Genomic DNA, 18,000 nt, shown 5'->3' on the forward strand with positions numbered 1-18,000 from the left:
GGTATTTTTAGGAGAGTTTTATGGGATTATTAGTTAACGGCCAATGGCAAGATAAATGGTACGACACCGATTCAAGTAACGGTAAGTTTGAACGCGAAACAGCGCAGTTACGTCACTGGATCACTGCAGATGGTAGCGCTGGAATAACGGGCGAGGCCGGTTTTAAAGCTCAAGCGAACAGGTATCATTTATATGTGTCACTTGCGTGTCCTTGGGCGCATCGAACGCTTATATTTAGAGCGCTAAAAGGGTTACAAGATTTAATTACGGTGTCGGTTGTTAGCCCTGACATGCTTGATAGTGGTTGGGCTTTTGATACGCAAAACCACAGTACTGGCGATGCTTTATTTAATAGTAACTACTTACATCAAGTTTATACAAAAAATAACCCAAAGTACTCCGGGCGAGTAACCGTTCCCGTATTGTGGGATAAAAAGCTCAATAAAATTGTCAGTAATGAGTCTGCCGATATTATACGTATGTTCAATAGTGCGTTTAATGAATTAACAGGTAATAACGATGACTACTACCCTGAGGCGCTGCAACCAAAAATTGATGAATTAAACGCGTTGATTTATCCAAGTATAAATAATGGTGTTTATCGTACGGGCTTTGCTACAACTCAAGATGCGTATGAAGAGGCGTTTAACGATGTATTTAAAGCACTCGATACAGTAGAGGGGATACTGAGCAAACAGCGGTATTTAACAGGGGATAACCTCACAGAAGCAGATTGGCGATTATTCACCACGCTCATTCGGTTTGATAGTGTGTATGTTGGCCACTTTAAATGTAATTTGCGGACAATTGAAAGCTATCCTGCACTGAGCGGATACCTCAGAGAGCTATACCAGGTTAAGGGAGTAGCACAGACAGTTGATTTTTATCACATTAAACGTCATTACTATTTTAGCCATACAATGATCAATCCAACACAAGTTGTGCCAAGTGGCCCAAGTGTTGGTTACTTATCTGATCACGGTAGAAATGTTTAACGTTTAAGCAAACAGCCTAACAAGCCAGCCGTATTTTCTTACCAAGCTGGTTTCGCCTTTCCCTGCTTGTACAGCTGCACCGGCTAAAAAGGCACTTGTTAGTCCCACTTTAGTTGCGGCAAAACGCTTTAGTCTATATTGAAACGCTGCATGATGTTGGCGTTTTAACTCACTGCGCGTATCCGTTTGCTTACTCAGAGCATCAACGTTTTCATTAGGTGCTTTAATTAAGTAGTTAACTAACATAGTAATTTCCTTATAAGTTAAACAGTTGTTTTAAGCTTTTAAGTGTTTTACTAAAGCCAATTTTATTGCTTAGGTAAACCGTATTTTTCCAAAGCCATGCTAAACAAGCAACTTGCAGCAAAGTAGCTGTTGCAATACTTAGCCATACTGACCCAAAAAGATCATATACACCGTATCCAACAGCACCTAGAAATCCTGCCCACAACAAAACCAAACCACTGGCAAAACAGCCTAAAAATATAGTGATCAATGCAAGCGATCTAAGCGATAACCGCCATTCAGCTTTAGCAAGCTGATGGGTGATCTTTCCTTGAGTTTGGTAATCATCCTTGAGCTGCTTAGAGTACTCTAAAAGCTTTGCAATATGATCTTGCCAATCGTCCTTTTGGCTCTGCTGCTCAGTTGTTTGGTTTTGCGCTTCACCATCCTTGGCTGCGCTTGTTTGTGGGTTATTCATCACTGATTACTTACGACGAAATAGTGATGTAATCAGCATACCCGCAGCAAAAGCAATACCCGCGGTTGCTAATGGATTTTCAGAAGCAAATGCACGGGTTTTAGCTGTACATTCACTTAACTTTTCGCGTGCAATAAGCTGTTTTTCGCTTAGTGCTTCTGCTGAACTCGAAGCGCCTTTACGAACACTGCTTTCAGCTGTTGCTGCTTTGCTAGAAAGTGCATCTACAGCATCGTGCGCCGCTGATGTTGCTTTCTCTGTAAGAGGTGATTCAGTATTTGTTAGTTTAACGTCAGGCTTAACATCTGAAGTTGTGTTTGGTTTCGTATTTGTTGCAGTAGCCATAATCAATCCTTAATAAGTTAAAAATTTAAATAGTGATTTAGATGATGCAATGATTAAACCAAAACTGTTATTTATTTTAAGTTATTGAGTTTGTTTGTTTTTGTTGTTTGTATATAACTTTTCGTATTTGGTAATTTAAAGCAAACAGTAACTATTACTACACGGTTAGGTAAATTTTACAAAGGGAGTAAAAATGCTTAAAAAGTTGTAAATATTCATTGGTTATTCAGTAAGCAAAGCGTGTAAACAGAAAGTTATAAAAAACAGAATAAATATTTTTTTCATCACAATCCCACTTTTTCCCACGTAATTCAAACGCTTCGCTTGAGCCCTTATTTTTTCTAGCTTTGGGACTTACTAAAGCTGGTCAGCTTACTTGACAAAATGGCTTGTCAAGCCCTAAACTGGAGCACTGTGGTAAAAAGTGGTTTTTAGTGGATCACACTGGATAAAAATAAACAAAAGTTGAATAAAACAATTTTAAAGTAGGTTTTTTATGTTTCGTGGCGCGAGTTCACTGAGTTTGGATGATAAGGGGCGTTTTGCGGTACCGACTAAGTACCGAGAATCTCTATTGTCTGAAGATCAGGGAACGGTTATTTGTACCGTCGCATTAAATGAGCCGTGTTTATGGTTGTATCCGCTGGCTGAGTGGCTCGAAATAGAAAGCCGTTTAGCTAAAATCTCCAATATGAACCCACGAGCCCGTCGAATGCAGCGTATGTTGCTCGGGAATGCTACTGAATATCAACTTGATAAAAATGGTCGAATTTTGCTTGCGCCGTCACTGAGGGCTCATGCATCACTTGGCAAAAAAATCATGCTAGTTGGTTTGATGAATAAATTTGAAATTTGGGATGAGGCGCGTTGGCACGAGCAAATGCAGCAAGATACTGAGCTTGAAAGGCTTGGCGATTTTGAACCTAACCAAGATTTAGATAATTTTACACTCTAACAGCACAAAAAAAGGCAAATAATAGCTAATGACAGCGCAATTTGAACACGTATCCGTATTAATGGACGAAACCATCGATGCCCTCGCAATTAAGCCAGACGGTATATACATGGATGGTACGTTTGGACGTGGCGGCCACTCTGGACAAATTTTAGCACGCCTAGGTGATGAAGGTCGCCTGCAAGCAATTGACCAAGATCCACAAGCGATACAATCAGCCGAAAAATTTGCTGATGATCCACGTTTTGCGATTGCACATACTCGTTTTTCAAATTTATACGAAGTAGCAGAGCAGAACGATCTCATTGGTAAAGTAGATGGCATTTTATTAGACATTGGTGTTTCGTCGCCACAACTTGATGACGCTGCGCGTGGTTTTAGTTTCATGAAAGATGGGCCACTTGATATGCGTATGGACCCAACAACAGGTCGCAGTGCTGCGCAGTGGTTAGCAGAAGCTGAATTAGATGATATTACCCACGTAATTAAAAAACTGGGCGAAGAAAAGTTTGGTAAACGCATTGCACACAAAGTACTCGAAGTTCGTGAGCACACGCCTATCACAACAACCAAGCAACTTGCTGACCTTGTTGATGAAGCAGTACCGGTAAAAGATAAGTTTAAGCACCCTGCAACACGTACTTTTCAGGCGATTCGTATTTATATCAATAGCGAGCTTGAAGAGATTCAAACAGCGCTACAGTCTGCAGTTAAAGTGCTAAAGCCAGGCGGACGTTTAGTGGTGATTTCGTTTCACTCACTAGAGGATCGTATTGTAAAACAGTTTATTAGAAAACAGAGTAGGGGAGAAGTGTTACCCAGAGGTCTGCCTTTAACTGATGCACAAATAAATAAAAACCTGACGTTAAAAGCAGTGGGTAAGGCTATTAAGCCAAGTACTGTTGAAGTAGAACGTAATCCACGTTCTCGTAGTTCTGTACTTAGGATTGCACAGAGGTTGGGATGAGTAAAAAAGCGAGCTATCGTCAACCCAATTTATTCTTTGAAATATTAAAAGGCCTAGGTGCTAACAAGCTAACCTCGGCCTTGTTGGTTGTGATATTCGCTTCTAGTTTAGCTGTTGTGCAAACAACACATTTAGCTCGTGGGCAACTTATAAAGCAAGATCAATTATTACAAGAACGTGATGAACTCGATTTAGAGTGGCGCTACTTACTTGTTGAAGAAGAATTTTATTCGCAACATGCACGCATTGAAGAAGTTGCTATATCACAATTAAAAATGAAACGACCTACGAGTCAAGATGAGCAGGTAATAATAGTACAATGAGAAATAGAGGCAAAAAACCAGTCACTAATTTAATCACATGGCGCTTTATGCTGGTGTGTACAGTTGTGTTTATGGTGTTTGTAACACTCGTATCTCGCGCTGCTTATTTACAAGTGATAGAACCTGATAAAGCACGTTCAGAAAGTGATAAACGTACGGTACGTGTTGAAAAACTGCATGTGCAACGCGGAATGATTTTTGACCGCAATGGTAAAGAATTAGCGGTAAGTGTGCCTGTGGTAAGTGTATATGCTGATCCTAAAGCATTACATAAATCGCTTGTATCTAAAGTAATCAAACAAGCACGCAAAAGCGGCGAAGATCACTTATCTTTAACTGAAAACACTGTTGAGCTTGATAAGCGTACTGCACTTTATTATAAAAACGATTTACGCTGGCGTGAGCTTGCAGATGTGCTGCGTATTGATCCTAAAAAGATTAATTCTCGACTTTTAAACGATCCTTCGCGTCGCTTTGTGTATTTAAAGCGCCAAGTTACTCCTGCTGTAGCAAATTATATTGGTGATTTACGCCTCCCTGGTATCCATTTACTAGATGAATCTAAACGCTACTACCCTGCAGGTGAAGTTACCGCGCATGTTATTGGTTTTACCAATATCGATGGTAAGGGCATTGAAGGCATTGAAAAGCTATACGAAAACGCTTTAACGGGCGAGGAAGGCCGCCGTACCATTCGTAAAGACGCGCAAGGGCGTGAGGTAGAAGTACTTGACGAGCGTGAACGTGTAGAGCCAGAAAGTATAGAACTAAGTATTGATCAACGAATTCAAGCCATTGCGTACAAGGCCGTAAAATCAGCTGTACTGACTTATAAAGCCACATCGGGCTCAGCTATGGTAGTTGATGTTAAAACCGGTGAAGTACTGGCAATGGTAAATAGCCCTTCATTTAATCCAAACAACTTAAGCGATGCTGCACCTCATAAACGTCGTAACCGCGCAATTACAGATTTGTTTGAACCAGGCTCAACTGTTAAGCCTCTAGCCATTTTGGCTGGGCTAGACTACGGCGCCATTCAGGCAGATGACACGATTGATACCTACCCAGGTTGGATGCGTTTAGGTGGTAGTTTAGTGAGAGATACCCGTAATCACGGCGAACTAACACTGCGCGAAATACTAAAGTACTCCTCAAACATGGGAGTTGCGAAGGTTACTCAGTTAGTGCCTAAAGATTACCTTGTTGGTTTATACCAAAAAGTAGGCTTTGGTAGTGATACTGGAACAGGCATGGTCGGTGAAAGCAGCGGTTTGTTTTATCCAAATCGTCGTTGGTCTGACTTTGAAATTGCCACTTTATCATTTGGTTATGCGATTTCGGTAAGTACTGCGCAAATGGCGCGCTTTTATACCATGTTAGGCGCTGGTGGAGTTAATCGACCACTGACTATTTTAAAGCAAGACAATATACCTGAAGGCGAACGTATTTTTAAACAAAAAGACGTAGAAGCCGTAGTGCACATGATGGAAAGTGTATTTGAAAAAGACGGTACTGCTCGCAACATAAAAGTTGATGGGTATCGTGCAGCTGGTAAAACAGGTACATCTAAAAAAGCCGTAGCAGGTGGTTATGGTGATGAATATGTAGGTTATTTTGCAGGTGTAGCGCCGGCAAGTAATCCTCGTTTAGCCGTGGTAGTTATGATTAATGAACCAGGTGGTGATGTGTACTATGGAGGTGCCACCGCTGGCCCTGCATTTGCAGAAATCATCTCTAACGCATTAAGAATATTAAACGTAGCGCCTGACAAGGAAGAGGTTGCGTACGTACAAGGTAAAGATAACGATGCGTGATTTAAAGGATATTTTAAAATACATCGAAATAGATGCGCCCTCGCAACTGGTAAAACATTTACGCCTTGATAGCCGTGAAGTAACGCCAGGTGATGTATTTGTTGCTATTAAAGGCCATGCACTTGATGGCGGTCAATTTATTAATAAAGCAATTGAAAATGGCGCAACAGCTATTATTGCTGACAGATTATGTGAATTTGAAACAAGTTTTGAGCCACTATATTTAGTTTCGGAGCTTGATAAAAAGCTTCCAGAATTAGCAAGTCGCTTTTATAGCCAGCCAAGTCAGGCTCTTGATTTAATTGGTGTGACAGGTACAAACGGTAAATCGACAACCACAGCAATGATTGCCCACTTAGCGCAATTTTGCAGTACTGATTCGGCTATTATTGGCACTTTGGGTTATGGTCATCCTGATAACTTAATTCCACTGATTAATACCACACCTTCAACGGTTGATTTGCAGCATATTTTGAGCGATTTAAATTCGCAGCATAAAAAGCTGGTAGCCATGGAAGTGTCATCTCATGGATTAGTGCAGCAGCGTGTTGCTAAATGCGCGTTTAAAGCGGCTGTGTTTACTAATCTTTCGCGCGATCACTTAGATTACCATGTTGATATGGCAAGTTACGGTGATGCGAAACTAATGCTTTTCCGTGATTTTGAGCCGCAAGTTGTAGTGCTTAATCAAGATGATTCTCAAGCTGAGCAATGGCTTGAAAAGTATGATTTTAATAACCTAATCTGTTATGGCCGCAAAAACTTAGCCCCTAAGAATGCTCAGTACGTTTATTTTTCTGATGTTGAATATTCAAGTGAAGGTATTTCGGCGCAGTTATCGACTAGTTGGGGTGATATGTCGATTAAATCGCCTCTGTTTGGCGAATTTAATTTATATAACTTAACGGCCGCGATCGCTACATTACTAGGGCTTGGTTATCCGCTTGAGCAATTAGTTTCAGGTTGTGCGCAGTTACAGCCAGTAGTTGGGCGAATGCAAGCATTTAGCCAAGCAGGCATGCCGACGTGTGTTGTTGATTACGCACATACACCCGATGCACTTGCACTTGCATTACAAGCATTACAGCTGCATGTGCCAGGTGGTGTAAGTTGTGTATTTGGTTGCGGTGGCGACAGAGATAAAGGTAAGCGTGCATTGATGGCGCAAGCTGCAGAGCAAAACGCTAATAAAGTTATTATTACCAGTGATAACCCTCGCTCAGAAAACCCTGATGACATTATTGCAGATGTAGCAGGCGGTTTAACCCATCCTCAAAATGCACATTTAGAGGCTGATAGAGCAACTGCAATTCGTTTTGCTATAGAAAATGCTACAGCTGATGACGTTATTTTGATTGCAGGTAAAGGCCACGAAGATTATCAAATTATAGGCGATAAGCGAATCGACTTTTGCGATCGCCGGTATGTACAAGAACAACTAAAAAAAGCAGTAAGAGGGATAACACAATGATCCCAATGGATTTTGATTGGTTAGCTAATGTGCTAACAACCGATTATCAAGGTGATAATCAACACGTGCTTAATATAAATACTGATACTCGTACAGTGTGCGATGGCGAAGTGTTTTTAGCACTGAAAGGGCCAAATTTTGATGGGCATAAATTTATAGCTGAGGCTAAACAAAAAGGCGCTATTGGCGTTATTGTTCAGCACAAAGTTGATGTAGATATTCCACAATTTATAGTAAGCGATACACGTATTGCACTAGGTGTAATTGGCACCGCTGTTATGGCCCAGGTGGCGCCTAAAACAATTGCAATTACAGGGAGTGTAGGCAAAACCACCGTAAAAGAAATGTGTGCGGCAATTTTGTCGGTTCACGGTGATGTATTAGCTACTAAAGGTAATTTTAATAACGATATTGGCGTCCCACTTACGTTATTGCGCTTAGAGCCTCAACATCGCTTTGCAGTAATTGAACTGGGTGCAAATCACTTAGGTGAAATTGCTTACACCACTGCAATGACAAAACCAGATGTAGCCGTTGTATGTAATGTTGCAGCAGCCCACTTAGAAGGTTTTGGTAGTTTAATGGGTGTCGCAAAAGCTAAAGGTGAGATTTTTGATGGCCTTAAAGATGATGGCGTTGCGATTGTTAACTGTGATAGTGAATTTAGCCAATATTGGTTAGATAAGCTTGAAGGGCGTAATGTTAAACGCTTTTCTACAACCGAAAAACTAGACATTTGGGCAGAGAACATCACGCTTGATGCCAATGCACGTGCAAGCTTTACGCTCTGTACTAAAGACAAGCAAGTCCCTGTTACTTTGGCGCTACCTGGCAAGCACAATATTGGTAACGCACTTATTGCGGCTGCACTTACTAGTGAATTTAATGTAACCCTTGAAGAAATAGCCAATGCACTTGCCACTATGGGTGATGTAAAAGGGCGCGTTAATCTAATTGAAGTGTCTGATTTACTCACCGTGGTTGATGATACCTATAATGCCAATGTTAAGTCGGTAAAGGCTGCGATTGACTTGTTAAGTGATATGCAAGGTCACCGCATTTTAGCGCTGGGAGACATGGGGGAGCTAGGTGAAGATGCACGTAAGTACCATCAAGAAGTTGGTGAGTATGCACTTGAGCAAGGGATTGATGAGTTATTTACATTAGGTGTATTAAGTAAATACGCAAGTGATGTGTTTGAACTACCTAATCGCCACTTTTCGAGCCGCGAACAAATGCAGCAAAAAATTCAAGAAAGTATTAATAAAGTGAATACTAAAACAACAATAGTAGTGAAAGGATCGCGCAGTTCTCGCATGGAATTATTAGTAACCGATTTAGTTAATGGCCAGCAACAAGCCATCAATGGAGTATCATAATGTTAGTTTGGCTGGCAGAGTATTTAACACAGTATTTTAGTGGTTTTCATGTTTTTTCGTATTTAACGCTACGTGCCATTTTAGGTATTTTAACTGCGCTAATTATGTCTCTTTATTTAGGACCTAAGTTAATTCGTGGTTTGCAACGTATGCAAATAGGCCAAACAGTTCGAGACGACGGTCCGCAATCGCATTTGTCTAAGTCGGGTACACCGACTATGGGTGGCTTACTTATTTTAGCGGCTATTTTTACCAGCACGCTACTTTGGGCCGATTTATCAAATAAATACGTATGGGCAACACTGTTTGTAATTGGCTCTTTAGGTATTGTTGGCTTTGTTGATGATTACCGTAAAGTTATCCGTAAAGATCCAAAAGGCTTAATTGCTAAGTGGAAGTACTTTTGGCAGTCGGTCATTGCATTAGTTGTAGCTACTGCTTTGTACTTTACCAGTGCACAAGCATCTGAAACATCACTTGTTGTTCCATTTTTTAAAGACGTATTACCGCAATTAGGTTTGTTTTATATCGTGCTTACGTATTTTGCCATAGTAGGTACATCAAACGCGGTAAACCTGACCGATGGTTTAGATGGCTTGGCGATTGTGCCAATTATTTTAGTGGCTTCAGCACTGGCAATTATTGCTTACTTAACAGGTAATATTAACTTTTCGGCTTACTTACATATTCCACATTTACCGCTGGCGAGTGAGCTTGTGGTTGTATGTACTGCCATTGTGGGCGCAGGGCTTGGCTTTTTATGGTTTAACACTTACCCAGCACAAGTATTTATGGGCGATGTTGGCTCATTAGCACTTGGTGGCGCATTAGGTATTATTGCTGTTTTAGTACGCCAAGAGTTACTGCTTATTATTATGGGCGGTGTATTTGTAATGGAAGCGCTATCGGTAATATTACAAGTGGGGTCGTATAAATTACGCGGACAACGCATTTTTAGAATGGCGCCAATTCATCATCATTATGAATTAAAAGGTTGGCCAGAGCCTCGCGTTATTGTGCGCTTTTGGATTATTTCTGTTGTGCTAGTGCTTGCTGGCTTAGCTACTTTAAAGATTCGATAAATGCAGTATTTAAACGAGATAAAAAACAAACAAATAACAGTGCTCGGACTCGGTGTAACCGGTCTGGGCATTGTGCGTTTTCTATTATCTCATGGCCTCACACCAAAGGTCATTGATAGCCGAGTAACCCCGCCGGGGATTGATTGGTTAAAAGAGCACGCGCCAACTCTAGATACCCACTTTGGTAATTTGGATGACGCAGAGCTTTGTTCAAGCGATATGATTATTATAAGCCCTGGGCTTAGCTTAAAAATACCAGCTGTTGCAAATGCAATTAACGCAGGTGTTGAAGTGATTGGCGACGTTGAGTTATTTGCACGTATTAATTCAAAACCGGTTGTTGCAGTAACGGGCTCTAATGGTAAATCAACCGTGGTTACGCTCGCTTATGAAGTGTTAAAAGAAGCCGGCTATAAAGTTGCTTTGGGTGGAAATATTGGCACAGCGGTGCTTGATTTGCTCAGTGATGATTTTGACGTGTATGTACTTGAGTTATCTAGTTTTCAGCTAGATACCACAACGAGTTTAAAACCTGTGAGTGCAACGGTATTAAATGTGTCTGAAGATCACCTTGATCGCTACGACAGTTACCAAGCTTATATAGATTCAAAGCTTAGTATTTATAATTTCGCAGAGCTTATTGTTGTCAACGCAGACGATAGTCAAACACATCCAGTTGAGCGCGGTACGGCTCCTCTAATTAGCTTTGGTGCTCAACAAGGTGATTACCATTTAGCCCAGCACAATGGCGAAACTCACTTTATGGTTAAAGGCGATGCCTTTTTACCTGTTGATACGCTTGCGGTAGTGGGTAAGCACAATTATTTAAATACGCTTGCAGTAATGGCGCTCTTAAGTCCGTTTGAAGTAAGCAAAGAGCAGTATAAAAACGCATTAGGTCAATTTAATGGATTGGCTCATCGTTGCCAATTTATAGCTGAGCTTAACGGTGTAAAGTATTTTAACGATTCAAAGGCAACGAATGTTGGAGCGACCATTGCTGCAATAGATAGTTTAGCTAGTGACGGTGAAAATCTGATTGTTATTGCTGGTGGCGATGCCAAAGGCGCTGATTTAAATGCGCTTAAACCTTACATAGAACAGCATGTAAAAGCATTAATTTGTTTTGGTAAAGATGCAAGTGACTTAGCTGCGATTACCAATAAGAGTTATTTAACTAACAATATGGAAGAAGCCGTTACTTTGGCCAAAGTACTTAGTAGTACAGGCAATATTGTTTTATTAGCCCCCGCATGTGCCAGCATTGATATGTATAACAATTATATGCAGCGCGGTGATGACTTTGTTCAGTGTGTAATGGCAGGGGCGTTATGATTGCTTTTGCCGATATAAGAGACGCATTAACACCTAAGCCTTCGGCGCAGTTATACGATGTACCGCTATTGTACTGCGTAATAATGCTCATTGGTGTTGGTTTTATCATGGTGACCAGCGCATCAATGCCTACCGCAGAGCGGTTATTTGATGACCCGTACCATATTACCATTCGCCACAGCATGTTTTTGGCAATGGCGTTTGTGCTTTTTTGGATAAGCGTTTGTGTGCCAATGGAGTGGTGGAAACGATCAAACCCTTATCTATTAATACTAGGCATGGTGCTATTAATAGCGGTATTGATTATTGGGCGTGAAGTGAACGGCGCTAAACGATGGATACCTATTGGTCCTGTTGGTTTTCAGGTGGCCGAGGCTGCCAAGTTATACTTTTTTAGTTATATAGCAGGCTATTTGGTAAGAAAACGCGAAGAAGTACAAGAAAACATTAAAGGCTTTGCAAAGCCAATTGCAGTGTTTGCTGTGTATGCACTGCTTATTTTACTACAACCAGATTTGGGCACAGTGGTTGTTATGTTTGTAACAACGGTTGGTTTACTGTTTTTAGCTGGCGCTAAGTTATGGCAGTTTTTTGTACTTATTTTAACGGGCGTTGGTTTGGTTGTATTGCTCATAATTGTTGAACCCTATCGTATGGCACGTGTGGTTGGCTTTTTAGACCCTTGGGATGATCCTTTTGGGAAGGGTTATCAGTTGGTGCAATCGCTAATGGCTTATAGCCAGGGGGGTTGGTTTGGTCAAGGCTTAGGTAACAGTGTACAAAAACTACAATATTTACCTGAAGCGCATAACGATTTTATTTTTGCCGTTATAGGTGAAGAACTTGGCTTAATAGGCGTTGTAAGTATTTTAACGGTATTAGCTACTTTAGTATTTAGAGCCTTATTAATAGGTCAACAAGCGCTTAAATGTGGCAAAGAGTACGAAGGTTATTTTTCATTTGCCATTGGTATTTGGTTTGCATTTCAAACCATGGTGAATGTAGGTGCGAGCGCGGGTATTTTACCGACGAAGGGTTTAACCCTGCCGTTTATTTCTTATGGCGGCTCAAGCTTATTAATTATGACGATTGCCACGGGTATTTTATTACGCGTAGATTTTGAAACCAAAATGGCAACCAAACAAGCCACCTCACGCGGAGGTAAGCGATGAGTAAAAAATTAGTAGTAGTGGCTGGTGGAACTGGCGGACACATTTTTCCCGGTATTGCAGTGGCCGATTATTTAAAACAGCAGGGCTGGCAAGTTAGCTGGATCGGCACACCAGATCGAATGGAAGCGAGCGTTGTACCTAAGCACAATATAGATATTGATTTTATTAACGTTAAAGGTGTTCGTGGTAACGGATTAAAGCGTCTTATTAAAGCCCCATTCATGGTAATTAATGCAGTATTGCAGGCGCGTAAGGTATTGAAAGAACAGCGTCCTGATGTAGTACTTGCAATGGGCGGTTATGTTACGGGTCCAACGGGAATTGCCGCAAAAAGTTTAGGTATCCCGCTGGTTATTCACGAGCAAAACGCTGTAGCGGGTATGAGCAATAAACTGCTAGCTAAGGTGGCTACACGAGTATTAGCTGCATTTCCAAGTGCTTTTGCACAGGGTCAAGCCGAGCTAGTAGGTAACCCAGTTCGCCAAAGCGTTATGAATATAGCCAAACGCGATGTATCAAGCCCTATTAATATTTTAGTAGTGGGCGGCTCGCTTGGTGCACAAGTGCTTAATCAAACATTACCAGAAGCATTTAAAGTACTAAATAATACAGCTCCAATAAGTATATGGCATCAAACAGGTAAGGGTCATTTAACTACCGTAGAAGCCGCTTATAAAATGCATGCCTTTACAGGCAGTAATACAAAAATAGCTGAATTTATTGATGATATGGACGCAGCGTATAGCTGGGCTGACATTGTTGTTTGCCGTGCTGGTGCGTTAACTGTTAGCGAAATTGCAGCGGCAGGTAAAATGGCCGTTTTTGTTCCGTTTCCACATGCTGTGGACGACCATCAAACAGCGAACGCACAATATTTAGTGATGGCTAATGGCGCATTATTAATGCCACAAGGGCAGTTTAATAAACAATCAATTGTTGAACTATTAAGCCCGTATTTAGCCCAACCTTCATTAATTACTGAAATGGCTACAAATGCAAAAAAACAAGCCATTTTAGATGCCACAGCAAGCGTAGCAACGCACTGTGAGCAAGTAACAAATAAGAGAAAATAAGTGAAAGAAATGTCAGTACAAGAAAAACACACACGCCCCGCAATGCGCCGAATAGAAACCATCCACTTTATTGGTATTGGTGGAGCAGGTATGGGCGGTATTGCTGAAGTACTCGCTTTTGAAGGCTACCGTATTACAGGTTCTGACATTGCCCACAGCGCTATGACAGATCGTTTAATTAAAGCCGGTGCAGAAGTATTTATAGGCCATCATGAAAATAACGTGAAAGATGCCAATGTAGTCGTTGTTTCAAGTGCGATTGATGAAACAAATCCTGAAATTATTGCAGCTAAAGCCGCAAGAGTTCCTGTTGTTCGCCGCGCAGAAATGTTGGCTGAATTAATGCGTTTTCGCCACGGTATAGCCATTGCGGGTACGCATGGTAAAACAACGACAACAAGCTTAATTGCGAGTATTTATGGACAAGCAGGGCTTGATCCAACCTTTATTATTGGTGGCTTGTTAAATAGCGCAGGTAGTAACGCAAAAGTAGGCAAAAGTGATTTCTTAATTGCAGAAGCTGATGAAAGCGACGCGTCGTTTTTACACTTACAGCCAATGGTCTCGGTGATCACAAATATTGAAGAAGATCACATGGATACTTATGGCGGCAGTCTTGAAAAAATGAAAGACACGTATGTAGATTTCATCCATAACTTGCCGTTTTATGGTTTAGCTGTTGTATGTATTGATTCTGAAGTTGCTGCTGAACTTATCCCGCGCTTTGGTCGCCCAGTTATTACGTATGGCGAATCAAAGGATGCTGATTATCGCATGAGCGACTTTAGCCAATCAGCTAATACATGCACATTTACAGTAACTAACAAGCAAGGTGAGTGTTTAACTGCCACGTTGAATATGCCAGGTAGACACAACGCACTTAATGCAACCGCTGCGATTGCTGTGGCAAAAGATCAAAATATTGCGAATCATGCAATTTTAGAAGCGCTGCAGAAGTTTGAAGGTATTGGTCGTCGTTTTCAACACTATGGTGAATTTGAAAACGAGCGTGGCAATGTGATGTTAGTTGATGATTACGGGCATCATCCTTCAGAAGTTGCAGCAACAATTGCAGCAGTACGTGAAGGTTGGCCTGATAAGCGTTTAGTAATGGTATATCAACCTCATAGATTTTCCCGTACACGCGACTTATACGAAGATTTTGTAAAAGTACTTGCTGATGTAGATCAGTTGCTACTGCTTGATGTGTATAGCGCTGGTGAAGATCCTATTGTTGGCGCAGACAGCAAAAGCTTATGCCGTAGCCTTCGTCAACGTGGCAAAGAGCCGCTGCATGTAGCAACAAATGCAGAGCTTGCAGGCGTTTTGGCCGCAAATTTACAAAATAATGATTTAGTATTAACCCAAGGCGCTGGTAATATAGGTCAGTTAGTTAAAACATTAGCTGCGACGGGTATGTCGATAGAAAAACTTAAGCAAGGTGAAGTATGACTCAGGTAAACACACAATTTGGTAAAGTAGCGGTACTGCTAGGTGGTAACTCAGCAGAACGTGAAGTGTCTTTACGATCGGGTCAGGCTGTTTTAAATGCGCTGCAAAATAGTGGCATTGATGCAATTGCATTTGACCCGCAAAGTCGTTCTTTGTGGGAGTTAAAAGAATTAAATGTAGAGCGCGTTTTTATTGCTTTGCATGGTCGTGGTGGCGAAGACGGAACTGTACAAGGTGCGCTTGAATTTATGAACCTGCCTTACACGGGCAGTAATGTACTGGGTTCAGCACTTGCTATGGATAAAGTACGTTGTAAGCACTTATTTAAATCAGCGGGTTTAAGCACTGCACCTTATGCCGTAGTTGACGCTAAAAAAGGCTTTGATGCTGCAGCTATTATGGGTGAGTTTAAAAAGGTAATGGTTAAGCCATCGCACGAAGGCTCAAGCATAGGTATGGCGCAAGCAAGTACAGCACAAGAACTTGAAGACGCACTAGCTAATGCATTTAAGTTTGATAATCAAGTGCTTGTAGAGCAGTGGATCACGGGACGTGAATTCACAGTTACAGTGCTTGGCGATGAAGTACAACCAGTCATTGAAATGACTACGCCAAATGGTTTTTACGATTACCAAGCTAAGTATCAATCAAATACAACGCAGTATCATTGCCCTGCAGATTTATCAGAGCAAGATACTAAGTACTTACAAGCTATATCGCTAGATGCATTTGATTTAGTGGGCGCAAGTGGTTGGGGCCGTGTTGATGCGATGCAAGACGAGCAAGGTAATTTTTACCTGCTTGAAGTAAATACAGTACCAGGCATGACTGAAAAGTCGTTAGTGCCAATGGCGGCAAAAGCGAATGGGGCAACTTTTGAACAATTAGTTGTTCGCATTTTAGAGCAAACGCTTTAATATGCATCCCCTTTTAGAAAAAGCTCAGGAAATCAAACTGAAACTTAATTGGTCTTTGATTTTTGGTGTGAGCTTTTTTCTGATAGTTGTAATTGGCTTAGTGCAAATTACGACAGGTGTATCGGATTGGTTAGTTGAAAACAAAGATGCTCAAATTAAGCACCTTACAGTGCAAGGGCAGCCTAAATACACAGATGAAACGGCAATTATAAAAGCGATTAAAAAAGCCGATTTAAGTAGTTTTTTTGAACTTGATGTTAAGCATGTGCAGCAGCTAGTTCAAGACTTACCCTGGGTTGCTACCGCTTCGGTGCGTAAACAATGGCCTGATACTATACAAGTATATGTTGTTGAACATGAAGTAGTAGCACATTGGAATAGCGACTTATTGCTCAACCAAAGTGGTCAAGCATTTCAAGCCAGCAGCGATAAGTTAGATCATGACTTACCGCAGTTATACGGCCCAGAAGGCAGCGAAGAAGAAGCGTGGATTGCTTTTAAGCAATTTGATGAAATGCTAAAAGTTAACGGCTTAACGTTAACAAGTTTGGCATTGTCGGAGCGTTTTTCGTGGCAACTATGGCTAGATAACGGAATACGTTTAAATTTAGGACGTAAAGATAAAGCCAAGCGTGTACAACGTTTTATAGACGTTTATCCACGAATGGAACAACGTGCAGATGCACAAGTAGATACAATAGATTTACGGTATGATACCGGCCTTGCAGTCAGCTTTAAGCCAGTGCAAGAAGAACAATTACAAAATAAGAGTAAGGCATGACTAAGTCAGCAGAAAGAAACCTAGTAATAGGGTTAGACGTTGGCACCTCGAAAGTGGTTGCCACGGTAGGTGAAATCACCGCAGATAACAAGCTCAGCATTGTTGGTGTGGGCAGCCAAGTATCTCATGGTATGGATAAAGGCGGCGTTAACGATTTAAACTTAGTGTCTGAGTCTATTCGCCGAGCAATAGACGAAGCCGAGTTAATGGCTGATTGTCGTATTAGCTCTGTGTATTTGGGTATTTCTGGCAAACATATACAGTGTCAAAATGAAAGTGGCGTGGTGGCAATTAATAACACTGAAGTCACTGACGAAGACATTGAAAATGTAATTCATATTGCGCGTTCTGTGCCTATTTCGGCAGAACGTAAAATGCTGCATGCATTGCCGCAAGAATACAGTATCGACATGCAAGAGGGCATTAAAAACCCACTTGGTATGAGTGGTGTTCGTATGGAAGCGCGTGCACACATTATTACGTGCTCAAACGATATGGCAAAAAATATCGAGAAATGCGTTGAGCGCTGTGGTCTTGAAGTCGATCAACTTATCTTTACTGCATTAGCGTCATGTTATTCTGTACTAACAGATGACGAAAAAGAGCTAGGTGTTGCAGTACTTGATATTGGTGGCGGCACTATGGATATCACCATTTATATTAATGGCGCACTTCGTCACTCTGCGGTTATTCCAGTGGCGGGTAACCAAGTTACTGGTGATATTGCAAAAATATTTCGCACACCTATATCACATGCCGAGTCACTCAAAGTACAATATGCATGTGCTAGTAGCCAAATGGCAAGTAGCGAAGACACAATTGAAGTACCAAGTGTAGGCGGACGACCAGCAAGGTTAATGTCGCGCCATACATTATCTGAGGTGGTAGAGCCTCGTTTTAGAGAATTATTTGAGCTTGCGATGGAAGAAATTCGTCGTTCAGGCTTAGAAGACCAAATTGCGGCAGGTCTCGTTATTACAGGCGGAACTGCTAAAATGACTGGCGCGATGGAAGTGGCAGAAGACATCTTCCAAATGCCAGTAAGAATAGGCAAGCCAATCGGGATGGTTGGTTTGACAGACTATGTAGATGATCCTTCGTACGCAACCGCTGTTGGTTTGTTACAATACGGGCGTACCATGCAATCGATGAATGCACAAAAGTCGAAAGCAGAGGATAACAATAATTGGTGGAACCGCATTACTAAATGGTTCCAAGGCGAGTTTTAAGACTCAA

At 41.4% G+C, this 18,000-nt stretch carries 18 protein-coding genes; 15 read left to right on the top strand and 3 right to left on the bottom strand.

Going from position 1 to position 18,000, the window contains the following annotated elements; genetic code table 11:
* The first annotated feature begins 20 nt into the window (after positions 1-20).
* Positions 21-995 (top strand): glutathione S-transferase family protein, encoded by a 975-nt coding sequence (locus tag I6E72_RS11175; RefSeq protein WP_197112316.1) that lies wholly within the window; start codon positions 21-23, stop codon positions 993-995.
* A 3-nt stretch (positions 996-998) separates the two neighbouring features.
* On the opposite strand, the gene I6E72_RS11180 is transcribed toward I6E72_RS11175, so the two are convergent.
* From I6E72_RS11180 to I6E72_RS11190, 3 genes are read right to left on the bottom strand one after another with little or no spacing between them, the layout of a single operon-like run.
* Entirely contained in the window at positions 999-1,241 is a 243-nt protein-coding gene (locus tag I6E72_RS11180) for a hypothetical protein (RefSeq protein ID WP_024590207.1), read from the bottom strand.
* Positions 1,242-1,251: 10 nt separating this feature from the next.
* Positions 1,252-1,698, bottom strand: coding sequence for a hypothetical protein (locus I6E72_RS11185; protein ID WP_024590208.1), 447 nt, complete (start codon positions 1,696-1,698; stop codon positions 1,252-1,254).
* Between the two features lie 6 nt (positions 1,699-1,704).
* A complete protein-coding gene (locus I6E72_RS11190) occupies positions 1,705-2,043 on the bottom strand; it encodes a hypothetical protein (RefSeq protein ID WP_010554292.1) in 339 nt (112 codons plus the stop codon).
* 496 nt (positions 2,044-2,539) lie between these two features.
* On the opposite strand from I6E72_RS11190, the gene mraZ reads away from it, so the two are divergent.
* From mraZ to ftsA, 14 genes are read left to right on the top strand one after another with little or no spacing between them, the layout of a single operon-like run.
* The gene (gene mraZ, locus I6E72_RS11195) at positions 2,540-2,998 is read left to right on the top strand and encodes a division/cell wall cluster transcriptional repressor MraZ (protein WP_007582904.1); all 459 of its coding nucleotides are present in this window, start codon (positions 2,540-2,542) and stop codon (positions 2,996-2,998) included.
* Positions 2,999-3,026: 28 nt separating this feature from the next.
* Complete coding sequence (rsmH, locus tag I6E72_RS11200; RefSeq protein ID WP_008167099.1) at positions 3,027-3,965, top strand: 16S rRNA (cytosine(1402)-N(4))-methyltransferase RsmH; 939 nt, start codon at positions 3,027-3,029, stop codon at positions 3,963-3,965.
* Complete coding sequence (gene ftsL / locus I6E72_RS11205; RefSeq protein ID WP_007582915.1) at positions 3,962-4,288, top strand: cell division protein FtsL; 327 nt, start codon at positions 3,962-3,964, stop codon at positions 4,286-4,288. Before rsmH ends, ftsL begins: the two co-directional genes overlap by 4 nt.
* On the top strand, positions 4,285-6,102 hold the full coding sequence (locus I6E72_RS11210; protein WP_010554293.1) for a peptidoglycan glycosyltransferase FtsI: 1,818 nt from the start codon (positions 4,285-4,287) through the stop codon (positions 6,100-6,102). Before ftsL ends, I6E72_RS11210 begins: the two co-directional genes overlap by 4 nt.
* Positions 6,095-7,573, top strand: coding sequence for a UDP-N-acetylmuramoyl-L-alanyl-D-glutamate--2,6-diaminopimelate ligase (murE, locus tag I6E72_RS11215; RefSeq protein ID WP_197112318.1), 1,479 nt, complete (start codon positions 6,095-6,097; stop codon positions 7,571-7,573). The genes I6E72_RS11210 and murE overlap by 8 nt, the downstream gene beginning before the upstream one ends.
* Complete coding sequence (locus tag I6E72_RS11220; RefSeq protein WP_197112320.1) at positions 7,570-8,952, top strand: UDP-N-acetylmuramoyl-tripeptide--D-alanyl-D-alanine ligase; 1,383 nt, start codon at positions 7,570-7,572, stop codon at positions 8,950-8,952. The genes murE and I6E72_RS11220 overlap by 4 nt, the downstream gene beginning before the upstream one ends.
* Positions 8,952-10,034 carry a phospho-N-acetylmuramoyl-pentapeptide-transferase gene (gene mraY / locus I6E72_RS11225; RefSeq protein ID WP_007582922.1) on the top strand — a complete coding sequence of 361 codons (1,083 nt, stop codon included), beginning with the start codon at positions 8,952-8,954 and terminating at the stop codon, positions 10,032-10,034. Before I6E72_RS11220 ends, mraY begins: the two co-directional genes overlap by 1 nt.
* Complete coding sequence (murD, locus tag I6E72_RS11230) at positions 10,035-11,369, top strand: UDP-N-acetylmuramoyl-L-alanine--D-glutamate ligase (protein WP_197112322.1); 1,335 nt, start codon at positions 10,035-10,037, stop codon at positions 11,367-11,369.
* On the top strand, positions 11,366-12,541 hold the full coding sequence (gene ftsW / locus I6E72_RS11235) for a cell division protein FtsW (protein WP_007582927.1): 1,176 nt from the start codon (positions 11,366-11,368) through the stop codon (positions 12,539-12,541). Before murD ends, ftsW begins: the two co-directional genes overlap by 4 nt.
* On the top strand, positions 12,538-13,614 hold the full coding sequence (murG, locus tag I6E72_RS11240; RefSeq protein ID WP_007582929.1) for an undecaprenyldiphospho-muramoylpentapeptide beta-N-acetylglucosaminyltransferase: 1,077 nt from the start codon (positions 12,538-12,540) through the stop codon (positions 13,612-13,614). The genes ftsW and murG overlap by 4 nt, the downstream gene beginning before the upstream one ends.
* On the top strand, positions 13,615-15,066 hold the full coding sequence (gene murC / locus I6E72_RS11245; protein WP_197112324.1) for a UDP-N-acetylmuramate--L-alanine ligase: 1,452 nt from the start codon (positions 13,615-13,617) through the stop codon (positions 15,064-15,066).
* Positions 15,063-15,983 (top strand): D-alanine--D-alanine ligase, encoded by a 921-nt coding sequence (locus I6E72_RS11250; protein ID WP_010554298.1) that lies wholly within the window; start codon positions 15,063-15,065, stop codon positions 15,981-15,983. The genes murC and I6E72_RS11250 overlap by 4 nt, the downstream gene beginning before the upstream one ends.
* 1 nt (position 15,984) lies before the next feature.
* Positions 15,985-16,764 (top strand): cell division protein FtsQ/DivIB, encoded by a 780-nt coding sequence (locus I6E72_RS11255; protein ID WP_024590214.1) that lies wholly within the window; start codon positions 15,985-15,987, stop codon positions 16,762-16,764.
* The gene (gene ftsA, locus I6E72_RS11260; RefSeq protein WP_007582937.1) at positions 16,761-17,993 is read left to right on the top strand and encodes a cell division protein FtsA; all 1,233 of its coding nucleotides are present in this window, start codon (positions 16,761-16,763) and stop codon (positions 17,991-17,993) included. Before I6E72_RS11255 ends, ftsA begins: the two co-directional genes overlap by 4 nt.
* Positions 17,994-18,000: the final 7 nt, after the last annotated feature.

Origin of the sequence: Pseudoalteromonas sp. NSLLW24 (assembly GCF_015864725.1) — a bacterium.
GTDB classification, from domain to species: Bacteria; Pseudomonadota; Gammaproteobacteria; order Enterobacterales; family Alteromonadaceae; genus Pseudoalteromonas; species Pseudoalteromonas arctica.

Excerpts from the sequence above, each read along its gene's own strand:
- I6E72_RS11175 (WP_197112316.1), top strand. The coding sequence starts at position 21 with ATGGGATTATTAGTTAACGGCCAATGGCAAGATAAATGGTACGACACC.
- I6E72_RS11180 (WP_024590207.1), bottom strand. The coding sequence starts at position 1,241 with ATGTTAGTTAACTACTTAATTAAAGCACCTAATGAAAACGTTGATGCT.
- I6E72_RS11185 (WP_024590208.1), bottom strand. The coding sequence starts at position 1,698 with ATGAATAACCCACAAACAAGCGCAGCCAAGGATGGTGAAGCGCAAAAC.
- I6E72_RS11190 (WP_010554292.1), bottom strand. The coding sequence starts at position 2,043 with ATGGCTACTGCAACAAATACGAAACCAAACACAACTTCAGATGTTAAG.
- mraZ (WP_007582904.1), top strand. The coding sequence starts at position 2,540 with ATGTTTCGTGGCGCGAGTTCACTGAGTTTGGATGATAAGGGGCGTTTT.
- rsmH (WP_008167099.1), top strand. The coding sequence starts at position 3,027 with ATGACAGCGCAATTTGAACACGTATCCGTATTAATGGACGAAACCATC.
- ftsL (WP_007582915.1), top strand. The coding sequence starts at position 3,962 with ATGAGTAAAAAAGCGAGCTATCGTCAACCCAATTTATTCTTTGAAATA.
- I6E72_RS11210 (WP_010554293.1), top strand. The coding sequence starts at position 4,285 with ATGAGAAATAGAGGCAAAAAACCAGTCACTAATTTAATCACATGGCGC.
- murE (WP_197112318.1), top strand. The coding sequence starts at position 6,095 with ATGCGTGATTTAAAGGATATTTTAAAATACATCGAAATAGATGCGCCC.
- I6E72_RS11220 (WP_197112320.1), top strand. The coding sequence starts at position 7,570 with ATGATCCCAATGGATTTTGATTGGTTAGCTAATGTGCTAACAACCGAT.
- mraY (WP_007582922.1), top strand. The coding sequence starts at position 8,952 with ATGTTAGTTTGGCTGGCAGAGTATTTAACACAGTATTTTAGTGGTTTT.
- murD (WP_197112322.1), top strand. The coding sequence starts at position 10,035 with ATGCAGTATTTAAACGAGATAAAAAACAAACAAATAACAGTGCTCGGA.
- ftsW (WP_007582927.1), top strand. The coding sequence starts at position 11,366 with ATGATTGCTTTTGCCGATATAAGAGACGCATTAACACCTAAGCCTTCG.
- murG (WP_007582929.1), top strand. The coding sequence starts at position 12,538 with ATGAGTAAAAAATTAGTAGTAGTGGCTGGTGGAACTGGCGGACACATT.
- I6E72_RS11250 (WP_010554298.1), top strand. The coding sequence starts at position 15,063 with ATGACTCAGGTAAACACACAATTTGGTAAAGTAGCGGTACTGCTAGGT.
- I6E72_RS11255 (WP_024590214.1), top strand. The coding sequence starts at position 15,985 with ATGCATCCCCTTTTAGAAAAAGCTCAGGAAATCAAACTGAAACTTAAT.
- ftsA (WP_007582937.1), top strand. The coding sequence starts at position 16,761 with ATGACTAAGTCAGCAGAAAGAAACCTAGTAATAGGGTTAGACGTTGGC.